The organism is Actinomadura bangladeshensis (assembly GCF_004348335.1).
Classification (GTDB): Bacteria; Actinomycetota; Actinomycetes; order Streptosporangiales; family Streptosporangiaceae; genus Spirillospora; species Spirillospora bangladeshensis.
Genome location: NZ_SMJW01000143.1, coordinates 1 through 21,100, shown reverse-complemented (window position 1 = coordinate 21,100; position 21,100 = coordinate 1). Strand labels below are relative to the sequence as shown.

Genomic DNA, 21,100 nt, shown 5'->3' with positions numbered 1-21,100 from the left:
GGTTCGGAGGGGGCGGGCTATTGCTCGGATCATCCAGATGACCAGGGCTATTTGCAGGACGGCCAGGAAGCCCGTGCCCGGGCCGATCGTGAAGGTCAGTACCAGGAACACCGCCAGGAGGAGTGGGAAGGCCGGGAAGCGGGGGCCGCGGTGGTGGCGGGCCATGTGGCGGTGGTGTTGCCACGCGGGGTGCCCTTGGCCGCCGAACACGAGGGGTGCGCCGTAGGCCGGCGTCTTCTCTGGTTCGGGCAGGCCGGTCGGGGACGGCAGGTCCTTGACCAGGGTGCGAAGGTCGCCGCACGTCTTGGCGGACAGGACGGCGTCGAGCCGCTCGTCCAGTTCGCCGCGGTCCAGGCGTCCCTCGGCGAAGTGGTCGTGCAGGGCGACCATGACGGCGTCGCGCTCGGCGTCGCCGATGCGGATCTCGTCTTGGCGTGCCATCTCTACTCCTCGTCGTCGGCGGCCGTCGGCCCCGGGTCTTCCAGGTCGTCGGCCAGGATGCGGTACAGGCTGCGCCGGGTCTCCGCCAGGACGTCCTTCGCCTGCGCGACCTGGCCGGGCGAGCCGGAGTGGACGATCTGCATCACCGCGGCCCCCGTCTGCGCGGCCTGCTTGAACAGTTCGGGGACGCCCTCGCCGAACTCGGGCGTCATCTCCGCCCACGGCTCGGCGAGCCGGTCGGCGTTCTCCTCGACATAGCCGCGGCCCTCGTCGGTGAGGTGGTGGGTGCGGCGCCCGCCGGACTCGTCCCCGGCGATCAGGCCCTCGTCGGCGAGCTGCTGGAGGGCCGGGTAGACGGCGCCGGGGCTCGGCTTCCACGCCCCGCCGCTGCGCTCGTTGATCTCCTGGATGATCTGGTACCCGTTGCGCGGCTCCTCGGCCAGCAGCACCAGGATCGCCGCGCGGACGTTCCCCTTGCGCGCCCTGCCGCCGCCGGGGCCGCGTCCCCACGGACCGCCGCGCCCGCGCGCCCACGGGGGGCGCGGGCCGGGCCCGTGGCCGAATCCGCCGGGCCCGCCGCCGAACGGGGCACCGCCGCCGAACAGCGCGCCGAGGTTCGGGAAGTCGCCGCGGCCCCAGGGGCCGTGCCCGTGCATGTGTCCCATGTTCTGCACCACCTTCTGAGATCTCTCTATGATCCCTCGCGATACGACAACGATATATCGAAGACGTACGGATGAGCCAGAAGGTTCCGGGAGATTCCGCCGATCTGGGCAGGCTTCGCTGTGAGCGAACCGGGCATGATCTCCGATACCTGCTTTGGCGAATCTTGGGTACCTCTCTGGTGCGAGGGGGACGATGGGCACACATGAGGCGCTGACCGCGCGAGAGGCCGTCCGCACACCGGACGCCACCGGCCGCAGGCCCCGCGCCGGGAGCGAGCTGCTGCTCGGCCTGGCGCTCTTCGCGGTGTACTCCCTGGTCACGATGCTGCCGGAGCAGTCCAGGCAGGCGGCGGCCCGCGGCCACGGGGAGATGCTGTACCGGTTCGAGCAGGCCCTGCACATCGACATCGAGCCGGCCCTCAACGGATGGCTGGCGGACCAGCCGGCCCTCCGCGTCCTCGCCAACTACGAGTACGCGATCACCTACATCGCGAGCGCGCTGGTCCTGCTGACCTGGTTATTCCTCCGCCATCCCGAGCGGTACCGGACGGCCCGCAACGCGTTCGTCATGCTCAACCTGGCCGGCCTCGCCTGCTTCGCCCTCTTCCCCGTCATGCCGCCGCGGCTGATACCCGGCCTCGGCTTCGTCGACACCGTCCTCGAGGGCCGCACATGGGGGTCGTGGGGCTCGCCGATGGTCGAGCACGCCGACCGGTACGCCGCCGTCCCCTCCCTGCACATGGCCTGGACGCTGTGGGTCGGCGTCGAGCTCGCCCGCGTGAAGGCGAAGCGGTGGGTGCAGTGGTTGAACGTCGGGCACATCCTTCTTACCCTCTACGTCATCCTGGCGACCGCGAACCACTTCCTCGTGGACGCGGTGGCCGCCGTACCCTTTGTGGTGGTCTCTGTGTACATCGCCGAGCGCATCGCCCATCCGTCCGTCGGCCGCGTCCAGGGACCCGACGCCTTCTTCCTCTCCGTGGAGACGCCCGCGGCGCCGCAGCAGGCCGGCGGCGTCATCATGCTCGACACCTCGCAAGGCGAGGTCGGACGCGAAGACCTCGTCCGCGTCATCCGCGAGCGGCTCCCCGGACTGCCCCGCTTCCGGCAGCGGCTCGTCCGCCGCGGCCGCTGGCGCCGCCCCGTCTGGCGCGACCACGACCCGGTCGACTGGGCATGGCACGTCGCCGAGCGGCACGTCGACGGGATGGCCGGGCTGCGCGCCGCCGTCGCCGAGATCCAGTCGGAGCGGCTGCCGCTCGACCGGCCGCCGTGGCGGATGGTCGTCATGAAGGGCGCCGAGCCCGGCCGCACCGCCGTCGTCTACCTGATGCACCACGTCGTCGCGGACGGCGTCGGGATCGTCGCGCAGGCCATGTACCTGATGGAGCCGCCGCCCGACAACCTCGGCGCCCGGTTCCCGCACAAGCCGTTCCAGAAGGCGCTCGCGACCGTGGTCGGCCTCGGCCAGCTCGCCACCGCCGTCACGAAGCCGGAGCGGCTGCCCGCCGGCGGGACGTCCGAGCGCCGGTTCAGCTCGATGCAGTTGCCGCTCGCGACGGTCCGGGACGTGGGGCGCCGCTACGACGCCAGGGTCACCGACGTCGTGCTGTGCGCGGTCGCGGGCGCGCTGAACCGCGTCGTCAGCGAGGATGACGGACGGCCCGACACCTGCCGCGTCGCCGTGCCGCTCATGATGCGGCCGCCCGGCAGCGCGATGGTCGGCAACCACACCACCGCCGTCATGGTGGACCTGCCCGTCGGCAAGATGGCCGAGCCCGACCGCCTCGCGCTGATCGCCGAGCGCAGCCGCGTGCTGCGGTCCGGTACCCGCGCGCAGGCCGCCTGGTTCGTGATGTGGCAGGCGGGACGCGTCATGCCCGGCCCGCTGCACGCCCGTTTCGCCCGCATGTCCTACAGCGGCCGCTTCCTGCAGGGCACCGTGTCGAGCCTGCCGGGGCCGGACAAGCCGCTGCGCCTCGCCGGCGCGCCGCTCACCGCCGTCTACCCGATCGTCCCGCTCGCGCCCGGCGCACCGCTCGCGATCGCCGCGCTCGGCGTCGACCGCGAGCTGTGCTTCGGCGTCTCCCTCGACCCCGGACTCGCCGACGACGCCGACGCTTTCATGGACGCCGTCCACGACGTCATCGAAGAACTCCGCGACGAGCCCGAGTAGCCCAGCAGCGCAGGACGCCCCCGGCCAACGGCCCCTCGGACGCTCGCCGCCGGCGAGCCCGAGCGCCTCCGCGATGAGTTTCAGCAGCCCGGCGGTGCGAGCTGCTCAGACGGTGCGCATTGCGCGCAGGGATTCCTTGAGGGAGTTCATCGTCGCGAAGACGGCCGTGGGTTCGTAGCCGCAGTGCGCCATGCAGTTCGCGCAGCGGTCGTCGCGGCCGCGGCCGTAGGCGTCCCAGTCGGTCGTGTCGAGCAGCTCCCGGTAGGTGTCGCAGTAGCCGTCGTCCATCAGGTAGCAGGGCCGCTGCCAGCCCTTCAGCGAGTACGACGGGATCGCCCACGCCGTGCACGGGAAGTCGACCTTCCCTTCGAGGAAGTCGAGGAACAGCGGCGAGTGGTTGAACCGCCAGCGCTTGCGCCGGCCGTCCGCGAACGCCTTCGCGAACAGGTTCCGGGTCTCCTGCACGCCGAGGAAGTGGTCCTGGTCGGGCGCCTTCTCGTAGGCGTACGCCGGCGAGATCATCATCTGGTCGACGCGCAGGTCGTCGTTCAGATAGTCGAGGACGTCGATGACGGTCTGCGGCGTGTCGGTGTTGAACACGGTCGTGTTCGTCGTGACCCGGAACCCGCGCTCCTGGCACATCTTCACCGCCTCGACCGCCTGGTCGAACACGCCCTCCTTGCACACGGACGCGTCGTGCCGCTCCCGCAGCCCGTCGATGTGGACGGCCCACGCGAAGTACGGCGACGGCTCGAACCGGTCGATCTTCTTCGGGATCAGCGCCGCGTTCGTGCACAGGAACACGTACCGCTTCATCGCGACCAGCCGCTCGACCAGTTCGCCGATCTGCGGGTGCATGAGCGGTTCCCCGCCCGCGATCGACACCATCGGCGCCCCGCACTCGCGGACCGCCGCGATCGCCTGCTCGACCGGCATCCGCTGCTTCAGCACGTCCGCGGGATGCTGGATCTTCCCGCAGCCCGCGCAGGCCAGGTTGCACGCGTACAGCGGCTCCAGCTCCATGATCAGCGGGTACTTCGTCCGCCCGGCCAGCTTGTTGCGCAGGACGTATCCGCCGACGCGCAGGCTCTGCCGCAGTGGCATCCCCATGGTCAGGATCCCTTCAGGTACCGGCCCAGCGCCGAGAGCGGGAACACCAGCCGGTACAGGTGGTAGTTGATGTAGAAGTCGCCGGGGAACCCGGTGCCGGTGAAGTGCTCCTCGTCCCAGGTTCCGTCCGGGCGCTGGTGCTCGACGAGCCAGCGGATCCCGCGCTCGACGACCGGGCCGCGCTCGCCGGCGGCGAGCAGCGCGAGCAGCGCCCACGCGGTCTGCGACGCGGTCGACGTCCCGTGCCCGACCCAGGACCGGTCGCGGTAGGAGCGCAGGTCCTCGCCCCAGCCGCCGTCGTCGCGCTGGTGGCGCGCCAGCCAGCCGACCGCGTGCCGGATCACCGGCTTCTCCGGCCGGACGCCCGCCGCGATCAGCGCAGGGACGACGGCGCCCGTCCCGTACACGTGGTTGGCGCCCCACCGGCCGAACCAGGAGCCGTCCGGCTCCTGCGCCTTCAGCAGCCACACCACGGCCCGCTTGGCGAGCAGCGAGTCGGCCATGCCCCGGTGCGCCAGCGCCTCCACGACGTGCGCGGTGACGTCGGCGGACGGCGGGTCGATGACCTCGCCGAAGTCGCAGAACGGCAGCTTGCGGCACAGCGTGCGGGTGTTGTCGGCGTCGAACGCGCCGAACCCGCCGTCCGCCGACACCATCCCGGCCATCCAGCGGACGCCCCGCTCGATCGCCGGTTCCGCCTTCGGGTGCCGGACGCGGTCGAGCGCGATCACGACCTCGGCGGTGTCGTCGACGTCGGGGTAGACGTCGTTGTCGAACTCGAACGACCATCCGCCGGGCGGCAGGCCGGGGCGCCGCACCGACCAGTCGCCGGGTCCCCGCACCTCCTCGCCGATCACCCATTCCGCGGCCCGCTCCAGCGCCGGATGCCCGGCGTTCAGGCCCGCGTCGGCGAGCGCGTTCATCGCGAGGGCGGTGTCCCAGACGGGGGACTGGCACGCTTCGAGCCGCCGCCCCCGCTCGTCCCGGATCGTGAACCGCTCGAGCCCGTCCAGGCCGCGCCGGATGACCGGGTGGTCGAGGCCGTAGCCGAGCAGGTGCAGCGCCAGCAGCGAGTACACCCACGGCGGCTGGATGCCGCCCCACGACCCGTCCCGCTCCTGCCGTGCGACGATCCACTCGCCGGCGCGGCGCAGCGCCGCGTCCCGCACCCCCTTCAGCGGGCGCCGCCGGGCCGCGTGCCGCTGGTGCACGTGCAGGGCCTTGTCGAGCGCCCCGAAGGCCGCGCCCCAGCCGGTCGGCCTCCGCTTCCCCGGCCGCGGGACGTCGTAGTCGGGGACGAGCTCGTCCAGCCCGAACGGCAGCGGCCGGACGGGACGCAGCGCCCCCACCACCGCCAGCGGGACGATCGTCTGCCGCGCCCAGCACGCGAAGTCGTAGACGTTCAGCGGGAACCAGCGCGGCAGGAACAGCATCTCCGGCGGGACGACCGGCAGCTCGTCCCACGACCAGCGGCCGAACATCGCCAGCCAGAAGCGGGTGAACACGCGGGTCGCCGGGACACCGCCCTCGCCGCGGATGTAGGCGGCGGCGCGGATCATGTGCCCGGCGTCCGGCAGGTCGCCGGCGAGCCGCAGCGCCGCGTACGCCTCGACGGTCGTGGACAGGTCCGGCGGGCCGTCGTGGAAGTTCGCCCACGTCCCGTCGGGCGCCTGCTGCGACCGGATCCAGCGGGCCGCCTCGGCCGTGTCCTCGTCCGTCCGGATGCCGAGGAACTCGCGCAGCAGCAGGTCCTCGGCGTCCATCGTGACGTTGGTCTGCAGCTCGCCCTTCCACCAGCCCTGCGGGGACTGGAGCAGCAGCAGGTGGTCGCGGGCGGCCTCCAGCGCCTCGGCGGCGGTCCGCGGCGCGGCGGCCTCGGGTGTTTCCGGTGTTTCCAGCGTTGTCATCGGCAGTTCCGGATCTCTCAGTGGTCCCGGCGGGTGACGAAGTCGGCGATGCGGAGGAACTCGGCGCGGACGGAGTCCGGCAGGCGGGCGGACAGCAGCGCCTCGGCGGCGCGCTGGATGCGGCTCTCCGCCTCGAGCTCCGCCCAGGCGCGCCCGCCCGCGGCCTCCACGAGCGCGGCGGTCTCGGCCAGGTCGTCCTCGGACGGCTCCGGCCGCGCGTACTGCTCGGCGAGCTTCGCCGCCTCCGGCGTACCGGAGTTCAGCGCGGCCACGACCGGCAGCGACATCTTGCGGGACCGCAGGTCCGACATGGCCGGCTTGCCGGTGGTCGCGGGGTCGCCCCAGATGCCGAGCAGGTCGTCCACCAGCTGGAACGCGACGCCGAGTTCCGTGCCGAACGCTTCGAGCGCGTCCGACAGCGACTCCGGCGCCCCGTCCAGGACGGCCCCGATCGAGCACGAGCAGGCCAGCAGCGCGGCGGTCTTGTCGGACGCCATCGCCACGCACTCGTCCACGCTGATCTGCCGCCGCGTCTCGAAGTCCATGTCGAGCGACTGGCCGGCGATGAGGCGGCGCGTGGCGGTGGACAGCGCGCGCGCCGCCTTCGCCGAGCCCTGGCCGGGCGCCTCCAGCAGGACCTCGCCGGCGAGGGCGAGGAGCGCGTCACCGGCCAGGATTGCCGACGGCTCGCCGAACACCGTCCATGCGGCGGGACGGTGCCTGCGGGTGCGGTCGCCGTCCATGATGTCGTCGTGCAGGAGCGAGAACGCGTGCGTCAGCTCGACCGCGACCGCTCCCGGCAGTGCGCTCTCGGGCGGCGCCACGGCGGCGCGCGCCGAGAGCAGGGCGAGCGCCGGACGGAGCGCCTTCCCCACGGGCGCCTTGCGCGGACGGCCCTCCTCGTCCGTCCAGCCGAGGTGGTAGGCCGCGACACGGTAGGTGCGCGGATCGAGCCGGCCGACGGCGGCGCGCAGCGCCCCGTCGACCAGCTCCCGGACATCGGTCATCGAGACCGGAACGGCAGTCACCGGCCCCTCACCCCCTCCAAGTGGTGATGGATCGGTCGGGAGCCGAAGGAAGACGCAGAAGTCACCGGCCCCCGCCCCCTTCAGGCGGCGGCGGATCGGTCCTTGCGCCGGCGGGTGGGCGCGTCACCGCTCCCTCGCCCCCTCCAGGTGGCGGCGGACCAGGCGTGCGGCGGTGAGGCCGCTGCGCACGGCGCCCTCCATCGTGTCGGGCCAGCCCGTGTCGGTCCACGCGCCGGCGAGGAACAGCCCGGGTGCCCGCGTCGCCGCGCTCGGCCGGGCCGCGGCGCTGCCGGGACGCTGCCGGAACGTCGCCCGCCGCTCCCGCGTCACGAACAGCTCCCGGACGGCGGCGCCCCGCGCGGCCGGCAGCAGCCGCCGCAGCTCCGGGACGAACCGGGCGCGCAGCTCGGCGGTCGGCATGTCGATCCACCGGTCGGCGGCCGACAGCGACACCGCCAGGTACTGGCCGCGGCGCAGCCCGCTCACCGCCGTCCGGTCGAACACCCACTGGACGGGCGAGGCGACCGCGGCGGCGAACGGGGCATCCATGACCTTGCGGTCGTAGACGACGTGCACGTTCACGATGGGGCTCGCGTCCAGCTCGGGCCAGCGCAGCGGCTCCGGCAGCGCCTGCGCGGGCAGCAGCCGCGCCGCCGCCTCGTGCGGCACCGCCATGATCACCGCGTCGGCGGCCATCGGCTCGCCGTCCACCACCACCTTCGGGTCGGTGGTGACGGCCTCGACCTTCGACTTCAGCCGGACGGTCCCGCCCATCTCGGCGATGCGGCGCAGCGCCGGGCCGCCGTGCAGCTCCTCCAGCGGGACGAGCGGGATCCCGATGTCGGCGGCGTCGGCGCGGCCCAGCAGCGCCCGCCGGCACACCATCGCCGACAGGCCCATCGCCGCGTCGTCCACCTCGGCGTTGAGCGCGGCCGTGATGAACAGCCCCCACAGCGCCTGCCGCGCCCACGCCCGCTGCCCTCGCTCGGCCAGCCACGTCCCCGCCGACAGGGTGTCGAGGACGGGGTCGGCGGGGTCGAGGCGGCCCAGCCCGGCCGCGGCGCGCATGGCGCGGAGCCGGTCGCCGGGCGCCAGCGGCGCGTAGCGGGCCAGCGCGGGCAGCAGGTGCAGCGGGCTCGGCAGCCGCGCCCGCCGCAGCCGCGCCGCCGCCGCGCCCGGCCGCAGGACGGTGACGTCGAACCGGTCCTGCACCTCCACCAGGTGGTCGGCGCGGAGCCTGCGCAGCAGCCCCTGGTACGCCGAGCAGCACCGCAGGAACACGTGCTGCCCGTTGTCGACGCTCAGCTCGCCCCGGACGAACGAGTGCGTCGCGCCGCCCAGCCACGGCCGGGACTCCACGAGCGTCACCGGCACGCCCGACTCCTGGAGCGCGATGGCGGCGCTGATGCCGGCGAGCCCGCCGCCGACGATGACGACGCTCACCGCTCCACCCCCGACAGCGCACGCGCGGCCACCACGGCCTTCTGCCATGTGGGCAGCGAGGCCCGGCTGTGCAGCGCGATCGACGGCTGCGCGGCGATCGTGTCGAGCAGCCGCCGGTAGATGCCCGCCATCGCCGCCGTGCAGGCGGCGCTGCGGCGGTCCAGCAGCGGCAGCAGCCGCAGCCCCTCGGCGTACCAGGCGCGGGCCCGCTCCGCCTGGAAGCCGACCAGCTTGTTCAGCCGCCACGGCGGGTCGATGAACGTGCCCGACTCGTCCAGCTCCAGCGTGCAGCCGAACCGGTCCAGGTCCTCGCGGGGGATGTAGGTGCGGCCGGCCAGCCGGTCCTCGCGCAGGTCGCGCAGGATGTTGGTGAGCTGCAGCGCGACGCCGAGCGAGTCGGCGAGGCCCTCCGCGCGCTGCCGGCCGTCCGACCCGAACACCCCGAGTGACAGCCGCCCGACCGTCCCCGCGACCCGCTGGCAGTAGCGCAGCAGGTCGTCGAAGGTGTCGTAGTCGGCGCCCCGCACGTCGTTCTCGCAGCCGTCGATCAGCTCGTCGAACGCCTCCAGCGGGATCGGGTAGCGGCCCGCCGCGTCCGCCAGCGCGGTCAGCACCGGATGCCCCTCCAGCGCCCGGACGTCGGCGCGGCGCCGCAGCACGTCCTGGACGGTCAGCAGCCGCTGCCGCGTCCGGTCGAGCAGGTCGAGCCGCACGCACGCCGGCTCGGGGCCGTCCCCGATGTCGTCGATGCCGCGCGCGAACGCGTAGATCGCGCTCATCGCCCGCCGCTTCGGCGCCGGCATCAGCCGGATCCCGTAGGAGAAGTTGCGGGCCTCCTCGCGGACGACCCGCTCGCAGTGCCGGTACGCCTCGACCACCCGCTCGGACCGCTCGCACGCCTCCAGCGCCGTCATCGCCGCCCCCCTTCGACCGTGCGGTGCGTGCGCGCTCGCGCGCGCCCCCCGGGCGACACCGTCATCGCCGTCCTCCCTCGACCGTGCGGTGCGTGCGCGCTCGCGCGCGCTCTGGGCACCACCGTCATCGCCGTCCCCCTTCAAGAACGCGCACCCATCGGACGGGCACCGCCGCGCGCCGCGGGCGCAACCGGCGCGCGAGGACGTCGTAGTGCCCGCGCGCCAGCGCCGACAGCGCGGCGCGCCCGCCCGCCACGTAGCCGGCGACCGCGATCCGCGCCCATCCGGTCAGCCCGGCCATGAGCGGCGGCGTGCCCCGGTCCAGCAGCTCGGCGGCGCGGCCGGCCTCCAGCGCCAGCACGCCGCGCAGCCGCGTCGGCGTCACCGCGCGGCCGAGGTCCTCCTCGGCGCAGCCGAACCGCCGCAGGTCCTCGCCGGGCAGGTAGATGCGCCCGGCCCGGTAGTCCTGCCCGGCGTCCTGGCAGTGCTCGATGACCTGCAGCGCCGTGCACACGTCATCGGACGCCGCCACCAGGGCGGGCCGGTGCGCGCGGAACAGGTGCAGGACGATGCGTCCCACCGGCGCGGCGGACAGCGCGCAGTAGCCCCTCAGCTCATCGAACGTCTCGTAGCGGTGGACGACCTGGTCCCGCCGGTTGGCCCGGACGAGATCGCGGAACGGCTCCGCGGGGACGCGGTGCGCGTGCACCGTCCCCGCCAGCCGCCTCAGCTGCGGCAGGTTCGGCGTCCGGCCGGCGAACACCCGGTCCAGGTCGTCGTCCACGAGTCCGAGCAGCTTGGACCGCTGCTCCGGCGGCGCCTCGTCGCCGATGTCGTCGACGAGCCGCGCGAAGCCGTAGACGGCCCGCAGATCGGCGCGGTGCCGGGCGGGCAGCAGCCGCGCCGCCACCGGAAAGTTCTCCCGCGCCGCGAGCCGGTCCAGCGCGCGATCGTGCTCCGCGGCGCTCCAGGGCGGTTCAATGATCACCATGGAGAGATCGACAGGTACGGCACCAGAGAAACTCTGGCCGAGGTATGGACTTATTTAAACGCCGCGTGTCCTGCCCCTGAACCGTTGCAGAGGGAGCGGCGCCACGGCCGCCGCGGAGCGGCGCGGCAAGGGGGCGTGCAGGCATGCCGTCACGGCCGCCCCAATAGTCTTTGGCCATGCCGACCCAGCTGACGCATGAGCGTGAGATCACCGAGCCCGTCGAGCTGTGCCTGCCGGACGGGCGCCTCGACCCGGACGCGGTCGGCTGGACGCGGACGCCGCTGCACCGTGCCAACCTGCGCGGGTGGGGCCGGGTGAAGCGGTGGGAGTACTGGGGCATCGTCACGCCCCGCCACATCGTCGGGCTGGTGGCCTCGTCGATCGACTACGCCGGGGTGCACGGCGTGTGGGTGCTCGACCGCGAGACCGGCGAGGAGTTCGCGAAGGACGCCGTGGTGCCGTTCGCGCGCGGCGCCGTGTTCCCCGACCGCAGCGGTGCGGGTGAGGCGTCCGTGCGGGGCGGGGGAGTGGCGGTCGGCGTCCGGCAGAGCCCGTCGGGGTCGCGGGTGCGGGCCCTGGCGCCCGGTCTGGTCGACCTCGATGTGGAGATTCCGCTGCCGGAGGGGCACGAGTCGCTCGGCGTGGTGATCCCGTGGGGGCCTCGGCGGTTCCAGTACACGGTCAAGGACGTCGGGCGTCCGGTGGCCGGGCGGCTGACGCTGCCTTCGGGGGAGCACGAGATCGGGGACGGGGCCTTCGCCGTCCTCGACCACGGGCGCGGCAAGTGGCCCTACCGGATGACGTGGAACTGGGCGGCGGCGAGCGGGCCGGGCCTGGCGCTGCAGTTCGGCGGCAAGTGGACGGACGGCACCGGCATGACCGAGAACGCGATCTTCGTGGACGGGCGTCTGCACAAGATCGGCGAGGAGCTGTCCTGGGCTTACGACACGTCCGACTGGCTGCGTCCCTGGACGATCGGCGGGAAACGGGTCGAGGTCGAGTTCCGTCCCTTCCACGAGAAGGTGTCGCGCACCGAACTGGGCGTCATCGGCACCGAGACCCACCAGTGCTTCGGGCACTTCAGCGGGCGCGTCCAGGCCGACGACGGCGCCTGGATCGACGTCGACGGGCTCACCGGGTGGGCGGAGGAGGCCCGGCAGCGCTGGTGAGGCGCGCGTTCACCGCGCGGACCAGGTCCTCGGGCAGCTTGCAGACCTCGCGGTCGTAGGTGAGGAGGCCGTTCAGCTCGTCCTCCACGTCGGACAGCTGGGTGTAGACGGTCGCGCTGAGGCCGCGCGGGATCGCCGGGACGATCTGCCCCGCGTGCAGCCGCGCGAACGCGGCGCCGAGGCGGGCGGCGGAGTCGTAGCGCCTGTAGCCGAAGTCCTTGTCGTTGAACGCGTGGCCGTCGATCCGCAGGTTGTATCCGCCGTATTCGGAGAGGACGAGGACGCGCGGGTCCTTGCGGCGGGTGCCCTGGCGGGGAACCCGGAACCTCCGGAAGTACACGTGCAGGCTGCGCAGATCGCCGGCGCCCTGGTCGTGCCATCCGCTGGCGTGGTCGATCGTCCTGGTGGGGTCGAGCGCCCCGACCTCGGCGGCGATGTCGGCCGCGTCGAACTGGCCCCAGCCCTCGTTGAACGGCACCCAGACGGCGATGCTCACCACGTTGCGCAGGTGCTCGATCGTCTCCCGCGTCTCCTCGCGGAAGCGCGCGCGGGAGCCGGCGTCGTCACGTCCGAAACGCTTGTGCCTGCGGTCGCCGAGGCGCAGCGGGAGCACGGCGGGTGCTGTGACGACCTCGGGACGGTACGGGCCGCCGCCGTTCACCATGTCCTGCCAGACCAGGATGCCGAGCCGGTCGCAGTGGTAGTACCAGCGCAGTGGCTCCACCTTGATGTGCTTGCGGAGCATGGTGAAACCGAGGCGCTTCATGGTGGCGATGTCGTGCACCAGCGCCTCGTCGGACGGCGCCGTGTACATGCCGTCCGACCAGTAGCCCTGGTCGAGGACGCCGGCGTGGAAGTACGGGCGGCCGTTGAGCAGCAGCCGCGGGACGCCGTCCTCGTCGGGACCGACGCCGAACGACCGCATTCCGACGTAGCTCTCGACCCGGTCAGTGCCGAGTTCGACCGTGATGCCGTAGAGGAAGGGGTCTTCGGGGCTCCAGGGGCGGACGTCCGGGATCGGAATCCGGATGGGCTGGCCGGCGTTCGATTCGGCGCGCGCGACGACATCGCCGTCCGCGTGAATCGCGATACGGGCTGTCCCGGCGGCGGCGTGGACCGTCACCTCTGCGCACGACTCGTCCAGGTGGGGGACGAGCGTCAGCCGCTCGACGTGCACCTCGGGCACGCACTCGATCCACACCGTCTGCCAGATGCCGGACTGGGCCGTGTACCAGATGCCGCCGCGCTTCAGCTTCTGCTTCCCCCAGCCGCGGTCACCGGTGTCGGACGGGTCCTGGACCTCGACGACGAGCGTGCCGGCGCCGTCCTCCAACAGATCGGTGATGTCGAAGCCGAACGGGAGGTAGCCGCCTTCGTGCCGTCCGGCCTCCCGGCCGTTGACCGTCACGCGGCAGGTCTGGTCGACGGCGCCGAAATGCAGCAGGACGCGGTGGCCTTCCCGGTGGAACCCGTCCGGCAGCCGGACGCTCCGCCGATACCAGAGCGTCTCGTCCGGGAGAAGCTGCCGGGCGACGCCCGACAGGGCCGACTCGGGCGAGAACGGCACGACGATCTCACCGTCGTACTCCGCCGGCTCGGTGCCGTCGGAGGAGTACTCGGCGAACGCGTACTCCCAGCGTCCGTTGAGGTTGAGGTAACTGTCGCGGACGAGCTGCGGTCGCGGATACTCCGGCAGCACCGCGTCCGGATCGAGCGCCCTGCCCCACCTGGTGAGCATCACACGGCCTCCTTCGTCCGCGCGTCCCTGCGGCGCAGCGCCAGCACCGGCGGGACGATCAGCACCAGCACGGCAACCGCGGCCAGGAAGATGGCCGGGGTCGGGACGTGCTTGACCACGCCGAGCTCCTCGTAGCGCTCGTCCGCGCCCTTGATGACGGCGGCGCCGAGCCACGGTCCCACGATCATGGGGACGAGGATGGCGAACACCATCCGGAGCCCCTGCACGTGCCCGGCACGTCCCGGCGGCGTGTAGTCCCGGACGAGCGCGCCGACCGGCGCCAGCACCAGCATGAACCCGGACATCAGCACCAGACCGGCCCCGATCACCGGGACCATGCCGCGCGCGAGCGGCATCAGCAGCAGCCCCGCCGCGTACACGGCGATCGCCGGAGCGAGGAACCGGACCTTCCCGACCCGGTCGATGATCCGCCCGGCCAGCACGGTGACCGCCGACGCGCCCGTCAGGACGACGGCGAGCACGAGCGCGTACCCCGTGATCTTCAGGTACCGCTCCAGGTAGATGATCAGGTACGGCAGGAAGACCTGCGTGGAGATCCCCCACACGCACCACGCCGAGAGCGCGAGGTACAGGCCCGGGTTCGCGCGCACCGCCGAGGGGCGCAGCCCGTGGACGAGCGCGGTGAGGTATCCGCCTGCGGGCCGGCCGGTGTCGTGCACCGGCCGGTCGCGGACGAACACCCATGCCACGACCCCGGCCACCGCGATGATCAGCCCGATGACGAGGAAGAACAGCGACCACTGGCCGTCCCGCGTCATCCAGTCGAACCCGCCGAACACGACGAGCATCGACATCAGCGGCATGACGGCCAGGACCGACTCGACCCGTCCCCGGTTCTCGGTCCGGGTCACGTCCGTCACCCAGGCCTGGAACGCGGCGTCGTTCGCGCCCGAGCCGAGGAACGACATCACGCAGTCGAGGGCGACGACGGTGACCGCCGCGACCACGACCGCGTCCGCGAACGGCGCGACCTCCGCGACCGTGTCGACGCTGACCAGCCCGAACGCCGCCGTGGACAGGCCCCACACCACGTAACCGCCGGCGATGAAGGCGCGCCTGCGCCCCATCCGGTCCGACAGCGCGCCGATCGTCAGCGTCGCGACCGTCGCCGCCACCGCGCTCGCCGCAACCATCGCCGCGATCACGTCGGGGTTCCCGCTGATCGTGTCGTAGACGAACACGTTCAGGTACATGTTCTCGACCGTCCAGGCGAGCTGCCCGACGAAACCGAGCACGACCAGCATCGTCCAGAGCCGTCGTCCCAGCGAGACGGTGTTGTCCGGGGTCACGGGAGGAACAGTACAACGATCACTTACCGGACGATCTACGCACCGGATCTCTTGCATCCTCTGTGGAAACGGGTTCTCATTTGTGATCGGGGGGCGTCAGAAGGATCATGCCGAAAGGGGACCTCGTGAGGCTCACCGCCATCCCGTTGCTCGCGTCCGCGCTTCTCTTAGGAGGAGCCGCCGCTCCGGCCATGGCCCAGCAGCCGGCACCGGAACCGTCCGCCGTCGTCCGCACCGACCTCGGGCCGGTACGCGGCCAGTCCCAGTCCGGTTACCGGATCTTCCAGGGGATCCCCTTCGCCGCGCCGCCGACCGGCGACCTGCGCTGGCGGCCACCGCAGCCCGCGCGCCCGTGGCAGGGCGTCTACGACGCCACGGCCCCGCGCGACCAGTGCGCGCAACTCCCCGCGCCCTACGGCGGCCCGACGTCCTACGCCGAGGACTGCCTCTACCTGAACGTCACCACACCGGACAGCGCGCGCCGCCACCGGCGCGGCCTGCCCGTCATGGTGTGGGTGCACGGCGGCGGCAACGTGACCGGCGCCGGAAGCATCTACAACGCCGCCAAGCTCGCCATGGACGGCGACGTCGTCGTGGTCACCGTCAACTACCGCCTCGGCCCGTTCGGCTGGCTCGCGTACGAGGGCCTGGAGAACGGCGCCGACCGCCGCTACCAGGCCGGTAACTACGGCCTGCTCGACCAGCAGGCGGCGCTGCGCTGGGTGCAGCGCAACGCCAGGGCCTTCGGCGGCGACCCGCGGAACGTGACGATGTTCGGCGAGTCCGCCGGCGCCCAGGACGCTTGCGCCAACCTCGCCTCGCCCACCGCCGCGGGCCTGTTCCAGAAGGTCATCGCGCAGAGCTTCACCTGCGTCGCGCCCGTGCGCACCGAAGCGTCCGCCGAGGACGAGGGAGCGACGTTCGCGGAGGCCGTGGGCTGCGCCAAGGGCTCGTCCGCCGCCGACGCCGCGTGCCTGCGCGCGGTGCCGGTCAAGACGCTGCTGGAGGTCTTCGAGGCCAAGGGCCTGAACGTCGGCCCCGTCGCGGGCGGCGACCGCGTTCTGCCGCTGCAGCCCGCGGAGGCGATCGAACGGGGCCGCTTCAACCGGGTGCCGGTCATGCACGGCAACACCCTGGACGAGTGGCGCCTGTTCGTCTCGCTCGCCTACCCGAACCCCATCACCGCCGCGGAGTACGAGGACATCGTCCGCTCCAGCTACGGCGCCGCCGCCGACGCGATACTGGCCCGCTACCCGGCGGCGGACTACCCCGACCCCAGGATCGCGCTCGCCACACTCCAGACCGATTCCAACGAGATACTGTCGGCTTGCCGGCACCAGGACGCGTTCCAGCAGCTCAAGCGTGCGGGTGTCCCCGTCTACGCCTACCAGTTCGCGGACCGTGCGGCTCCTCCGCTGTTCGACCTTCCCGGTTTCGAGGAGGGCGCCGAGCACGCCAGCGAGCTGACGTACCTGTTCCCGGGCTTGCTCGGAGACCTGAACCCGGAACAGACCCGGCTCTCCGACGCCATGGTCGGCTACTGGACGTCGTTCGCCCACAACGGCAAGCCCGCGGCGCGGCAGGCCCCGCACTGGCCGCGCTTCCGGTCGTCGGACGACGTCTTGTCACTGGCGCCTGGGGCGGGAGGCATCCACCGCGTCGACACCACCAAGACGAGCAACTGCTCCTTCTGGAGCGACCTCGGATTCTGACCCGCTGACCCGCTGGCCTCTGCTGGCTGGCTGACGTGCTGGTCGGCCGGCCTCGCTGACTGGCTGGCCTGGTGACCGGCTAGCCGAGGCGCTCGGCGAGGTGGACGGTGACCTCATCACCGACGTCCTTGCCGAGCGCCCGGCGGATCTCCGCCTTCACGGCCAGCTTGTGGTTGCCGTCGCCGAGCGCCATGAACGAGCCCTGGAAGGGGTGTCCGTCGATGGTGCCCTTGACCTTGACGAGCCCGCGCGTCCGGAAGAACGCCGCCGACTCGGGCCAGACGACGTACGTCCACCCGCCCTTGGCAGGACTCTTCTGCAAGCAGGCCGTGAACTCCTTGTCGAGCTTCGTGCTCTTGGGCTGAGCAGTGGTCATCTGACGTCCTCCCGGGTGGTCGAGCTTGCACCGTCGTTCTGTCCTACTCGGGGTAGACCGTCTTGGTCGGCGGAACTCATCGCTGCTCGAAGGTCAGCATCTATGCCTCGTCGAGGTGGTGGCCACGTTTACCGTGTCGATCTTCATGTCGTTCTCTTTGGGGTCCGGTTCTGCGTGGTTGTTGCTGGAGGCTGGGCCCGCATCTGTGGTGCTGGTAGCGGTCACGTTTCCCGCGCCGGTTTGCCTCTGCCGTTTCCCTGTCTGGTGTGCGTCGGGCTGAGGTCTCTCTTTTTACCGGTTTTTGTGTGGTTGCTGTAGGCGGACGGTTGCGGTGGCCTTGCCCCGGTCGTCGGTGAAGGGCGCGCGAAGCGCGCCTTTTACCCGGACTCCGTGCCTGACCTTCACCCGAGCACAAAACCCCAACCCGACAACCGCAACCAACGTGACATCAGCCGGTGACTAGCTGGACTTTTGCGCCAGGCTGCAGGGGTTACCTCAGCCGTCCACCTAGAGCAACCACCCCATCCCCGATAAAGCCGTGCTCAGCCCGCGACCGACCGTTGGATGAGCGCAGACCGCAAGGAGCGTCCTTTTGTTGCCGAGAGCGGAAGATAAGAGGTGACAGTAATGTGGCGTGTCCAGAATGTCGTCAATGTCAATGACGGAGGCGCGCTACAATTGAGGAGCGAATTCAGATTGGAGGTGACCTCCTGTGTCGATGCCCTCAGTAGTGCTTGGCAGTCAGCGTGAATGGGAAGACCGGGAATGGTTCCCTCCGGGGCCGCAACTGGCCATCTGCCTCTCCGGTGGAAAAGAGCGCCTGGCTGATCTGACCGACGACGAACTTCTTCAGGTCGCGGCTGCGGCCCGCCGCCAGACCTCCTGGGCGCAGGCCCGGGAATTGGCGGCCATCGCAGAACTGACCCAGCGCCGCGCACGTGCCGAGGCTGATGGCGACCCCGACTACCGGATCCTGTCGGCCCGCGACTCGGTGACCGAAGAAGTCGCCGCCGCCCTCACGATCACCAGTAACGCCTCGGCCACCCTTCTGCATCTCGCCGAACGGCTCACCGGCCCTCTCGCCGACACTGGTGCCGCACTGGAAGCCGGACGCGTCGACCTGGCAAAGGCCCGCGTCATCAGCGACCTGACCGAGGGCCTTCCCGAGCAGGTCACCCAGCGGGTGCAAGTCGCGGCGCTGGAGAAGGCGTCCACCCAGACCACCGGGCAACTCCGCCGCCAGATCAGGCGGATCGTCCAGCGCCTGGCGCCGGAGGCCATCGCGGAACGCAAGCGAGAAGCCGTCCGGCAGCGGCGCCTGGAACTGTGGGACACCCCGTCCGGGACCTCCGACCTGGCGCTGTGCGACCTTGCCGCCGAGGACGCCCACGCCATCTACAACAAGATCACCGCCGCCGCGCACGGCATCAAGTCGGAGGGCGACATCCGCCCTCTGAACACGATCCGAGCCGACCTGGCTAAGCAACTCCTCCAGGGCTCGCCTCTCCCCGAGGCGATCCGCGACCTGTTGACCCAGACCTGCGCCGACACCCCTCAGCCCGTCCCGGCGAACGATTTCCGACCTTCCCCTTCCGTGGAGGCGGATAGTTGTCCAGACCTCCGGCAGACGGGCGCACCCACTCCTTCTGCACCCCACCGGCCTGGTCACCCTGGACATCCACTGCAAATGGGAGCCGGTGCTGGTGACGGGGGACGGGCTGCCGGTGCGCCGCGCGCGACGGCGAACGATGCCCAGTCGGGTTCCAATGACGTAGTCGGTGTGGTTGCGGGTGTGTCTGGTCGGGGTGCCGCGTTGCCCGATCACTTGGCTCCCGTCCCAGCGCAGGTGAGCGCGTCCAATGCTCTCGCGATGGAGCCTGGCGATATGGCGAGCGGCCATGCGACTGCACCCCACCTCCTCGCCCTCGGGTCCAGCGATGCGAGACGTCTTCATGTGAGCGTGCCCGGTCGAGTCGGCCCTGTTCCCGGCCACCTGCTTCCCGTTCCGGCGGGTGTGCGTGGCGATCCTTTTCAGGGGCAGGCGAGTGCGCTCGGCCGGCTGAGTCCGGGCTCAGATGATGCGGCTCCTGGCCTTCCTGGTACGCCTGATCACCCGGCTTTGGCGGAGGACGCCTCAGACGGCGTGTCCGTGGCGTCGTCGTCCGGAATTGCTCCCGCCGAGGCCGATGGTGCTGGCGTCCGGGGTGCTCGAGCCTGCGCTGATGCCGAGGTCTTCATGCTGGCGGACGTGATCGGACAGCGGTTGGCCCACGTGAGCGGTCGTGTCCCATCGCGTGAGCTGCCAGGTGCAGTTCGCCGCGCCGTGCAGCGCATCCGGCATGAGCTTGCCGACGCCCGTGAGGCGGCGTGCAGAGGGGGCGACGAGGTGCACGGGCGGCCCGGCTACCGGCCGTCCGCCGCGATGCGCCGGGAGGTTGAAGCCCGGCACGCCACGTGCGTGTTTCCGAGCTGCAACCAGCCATCCCACCGATGCGACCTGGATCACACGGTGCCGTGGCGGCCGGGGATCACGTGCCTCTGCAACCTGGCGCCCCTCTGCCGACGCCACCACAGGTTGAAACAGCGCCCCGACTGGCGACTCGTCCAGGTCTGGCCCGGCCTGCTGATCTGGGTCACACCATCGGGCGCCTGGTACATCGTCCGCCCCGACCGGCGATAGAGCTGCGCCGACCGAACGGTCACCACGGGGGCGGGGATTGAGGGAAGCTCAGTGCTTCAAGGTTGCCAGGAGGGCCGCAAACTCGTCCCGTCCCATGATCACCTTGGGTCCATCGGGGTTCTTGGAGTCCCGGAAGGCAATCACCCCACGAAGACGGCCGAGCTCCACGCAGTCACTCCCGGCCTGGGTGCCGCTATGACTGCTCTTGCGCCACATCGTCGTCACTGAACGCCTCCATAGCCGTCCTGATCAGGACTTTGGACCTGTGCTCGGGGAGAGCCTTCGCACATATCCGCGTGAAAAGGATCGCGTATTCCGCGACATCTATGGGAGACGATATAAGCCGACCGCCACCGAGTGATTCGGTGTAGGCGACCTCACCGAAGTCGTCGCCCGTGACGAGCTTCACGCCACCGTCCAGACCGGGATGCGCGCCGGTCTCGAAGGTCTGCGGGATCACGTGGACGACGATGTTCGGCCGCTCTGCCATTTCGAGGACGTGCGCGAGTTGCTCCCGCATAACGCGGGGGCTTCCCACAGGCCAGCGCAGTGCGGTCTCGCTGAACGTCACCAGGGTGAATGCCCGGTCGAGGACGCTCTTTCGATTCATCCGTTCGGTCACGAACGGCTCGGGGTCGGGCACGCCTCCGCCAGTCAGGAGGGCTCGCGCGTACTCCTCCGTCTGGAGCAGGCCAGTGATCACCTGCGGTTCGAAGATCCGGATGATCCGCGCTCGCTGCTCGAAGGTCGAGAGTTGGGCCAGCCACTGGGGGTCGTGGCCGATGCTGGCGTACCAGACCAGGATCGAGAAGACCCCGCCCGTCTCCCACGCCTTGTCGAGTAGCGCCGCGCGTTGCGCGTCCAGGCGCTCTATGCCGTTTTCGATGCGTGAAACGGTCGCCTTGCTGGCAGTGATGATGCGTCCCACCGCTTCGCCGGAGAGCCCGCGCTGGTTGCGGCAGAAACGCAAGTAGTAGGCGACGAAGGACCACATGCTGCTCTTCGGGTCCGGCGGTTCGTTGGTGGCCATGGGGGAGGGCCTCCGCGTTCCGTGTTGTTTCGACTGCGCTGCGTACGCATGCCAACTTAGCGTGACCGCGTGACTCTGTGTCGTGATTCGCACACAGCTCACGTCGAAGGTCTCAGCGATGATCACTGCACTTGCCCCGGAGGGGGCCTCCCCGCTCGTTCTCGAACCCAATGACCAGGCGCCCCGGCTCGCTCGACGGTTCGTCGCGGAGCGGTTCGCCGGGTGGGGGATCGAGGACGACTACGTGGGGCGCCTCGTGGTCTGCGAACTCGTCACCAACGCGTGTGCGCCACGAGGCGCTCTGTCATATCCCCGGCTCAGTCGGGAGGAACTGAAGGGAGGTTTCTGGGTCTAATGGCTTACCTGGATCCGAAAGGTGAAGGGGACCGTAGCATGCCAGAAAACCAACG

17 protein-coding genes are annotated in these 21,100 nt (G+C 71.3%); 4 read left to right on the top strand and 13 right to left on the bottom strand.

Going from position 1 to position 21,100, the window contains the following annotated elements:
* On the bottom strand, positions 1-441 hold a 441-nt coding region (locus E1284_RS25055), incomplete at its 3' end, for a DUF1707 SHOCT-like domain-containing protein (RefSeq protein WP_131942582.1).
* 2 nt (positions 442-443) lie between these two features.
* Entirely contained in the window at positions 444-1,106 is a 663-nt protein-coding gene (locus tag E1284_RS25050) for a PadR family transcriptional regulator (protein ID WP_131942581.1), read from the bottom strand.
* 193 nt (positions 1,107-1,299) lie between these two features.
* Between E1284_RS25050 and E1284_RS25045 the strand changes: the two genes are divergently transcribed.
* Positions 1,300-3,282, top strand: coding sequence for a bifunctional phosphatase PAP2/O-acyltransferase family protein (locus E1284_RS25045; RefSeq protein WP_131942580.1), 1,983 nt, complete (start codon positions 1,300-1,302; stop codon positions 3,280-3,282).
* 105 nt (positions 3,283-3,387) lie between these two features.
* Here E1284_RS25045 and hpnH read toward each other — a convergent pair whose 3' ends face one another.
* The 6 genes from hpnH to hpnC all read right to left on the bottom strand — a co-directional run bounded on the left by hpnH (position 3,388) and on the right by hpnC (position 10,675).
* Positions 3,388-4,392 carry an adenosyl-hopene transferase HpnH gene (gene hpnH, locus E1284_RS25040; RefSeq protein WP_131942579.1) on the bottom strand — a complete coding sequence of 335 codons (1,005 nt, stop codon included), beginning with the start codon at positions 4,390-4,392 and terminating at the stop codon, positions 3,388-3,390.
* Between the two features lie 2 nt (positions 4,393-4,394).
* Positions 4,395-6,299, bottom strand: a complete 1,905-nt coding sequence (gene shc / locus E1284_RS25035; protein ID WP_131942578.1) for a squalene--hopene cyclase — start codon at positions 6,297-6,299, stop codon at positions 4,395-4,397.
* Between the two features lie 17 nt (positions 6,300-6,316).
* Positions 6,317-7,327, bottom strand: coding sequence for a polyprenyl synthetase family protein (locus tag E1284_RS25030; protein WP_207923941.1), 1,011 nt, complete (start codon positions 7,325-7,327; stop codon positions 6,317-6,319).
* 123 nt (positions 7,328-7,450) lie between these two features.
* Positions 7,451-8,770 carry a hydroxysqualene dehydroxylase HpnE gene (gene hpnE / locus E1284_RS25025; protein ID WP_243714735.1) on the bottom strand — a complete coding sequence of 440 codons (1,320 nt, stop codon included), beginning with the start codon at positions 8,768-8,770 and terminating at the stop codon, positions 7,451-7,453.
* On the bottom strand, positions 8,767-9,684 hold the full coding sequence (gene hpnD / locus E1284_RS25020; RefSeq protein WP_131942576.1) for a presqualene diphosphate synthase HpnD: 918 nt from the start codon (positions 9,682-9,684) through the stop codon (positions 8,767-8,769). Before hpnD ends, hpnE begins: the two co-directional genes overlap by 4 nt.
* Positions 9,685-9,808: 124 nt before the next feature.
* Positions 9,809-10,675, bottom strand: a complete 867-nt coding sequence (gene hpnC / locus E1284_RS25015) for a squalene synthase HpnC (RefSeq protein ID WP_131942575.1) — start codon at positions 10,673-10,675, stop codon at positions 9,809-9,811.
* Between the two features lie 176 nt (positions 10,676-10,851).
* Between hpnC and E1284_RS25010 the strand changes: the two genes are divergently transcribed.
* Complete coding sequence (locus tag E1284_RS25010) at positions 10,852-11,844, top strand: DUF2804 domain-containing protein (protein WP_207923940.1); 993 nt, start codon at positions 10,852-10,854, stop codon at positions 11,842-11,844.
* Here the strand turns inward: E1284_RS25010 and E1284_RS25005 are convergent.
* Positions 11,807-13,582 carry a glycoside hydrolase family 2 protein gene (locus tag E1284_RS25005; RefSeq protein ID WP_131942574.1) on the bottom strand — a complete coding sequence of 592 codons (1,776 nt, stop codon included), beginning with the start codon at positions 13,580-13,582 and terminating at the stop codon, positions 11,807-11,809. The genes E1284_RS25010 and E1284_RS25005 overlap by 38 nt on opposite strands.
* Positions 13,582-14,892 (bottom strand): MFS transporter, encoded by a 1,311-nt coding sequence (locus E1284_RS25000; RefSeq protein ID WP_243714734.1) that lies wholly within the window; start codon positions 14,890-14,892, stop codon positions 13,582-13,584. Before E1284_RS25000 ends, E1284_RS25005 begins: the two co-directional genes overlap by 1 nt.
* 191 nt (positions 14,893-15,083) lie before the next feature.
* Between E1284_RS25000 and E1284_RS24995 the strand changes: the two genes are divergently transcribed.
* Entirely contained in the window at positions 15,084-16,604 is a 1,521-nt protein-coding gene (locus E1284_RS24995; protein WP_165965423.1) for a carboxylesterase/lipase family protein, read from the top strand.
* Positions 16,605-16,683: 79 nt separating this feature from the next.
* On the opposite strand, the gene E1284_RS24990 is transcribed toward E1284_RS24995, so the two are convergent.
* The gene (locus E1284_RS24990; protein ID WP_131942571.1) at positions 16,684-16,980 is read right to left on the bottom strand and encodes a DUF1905 domain-containing protein; all 297 of its coding nucleotides are present in this window, start codon (positions 16,978-16,980) and stop codon (positions 16,684-16,686) included.
* Between the two features lie 718 nt (positions 16,981-17,698).
* On the opposite strand from E1284_RS24990, the gene E1284_RS24985 reads away from it, so the two are divergent.
* The gene (locus E1284_RS24985; protein WP_243714736.1) at positions 17,699-19,660 is read left to right on the top strand and encodes an HNH endonuclease signature motif containing protein; all 1,962 of its coding nucleotides are present in this window, start codon (positions 17,699-17,701) and stop codon (positions 19,658-19,660) included.
* A gap of 48 nt (positions 19,661-19,708) precedes the next feature.
* Here E1284_RS24985 and E1284_RS24980 read toward each other — a convergent pair whose 3' ends face one another.
* Positions 19,709-19,876, bottom strand: a complete 168-nt coding sequence (locus E1284_RS24980; protein ID WP_131942583.1) for a DUF397 domain-containing protein — start codon at positions 19,874-19,876, stop codon at positions 19,709-19,711.
* Positions 19,854-20,690 (bottom strand): helix-turn-helix domain-containing protein, encoded by an 837-nt coding sequence (locus tag E1284_RS24975; RefSeq protein ID WP_131942569.1) that lies wholly within the window; start codon positions 20,688-20,690, stop codon positions 19,854-19,856. The genes E1284_RS24980 and E1284_RS24975 overlap by 23 nt, the downstream gene beginning before the upstream one ends.
* Between the last annotated feature and the right edge of the window lie 410 nt (positions 20,691-21,100).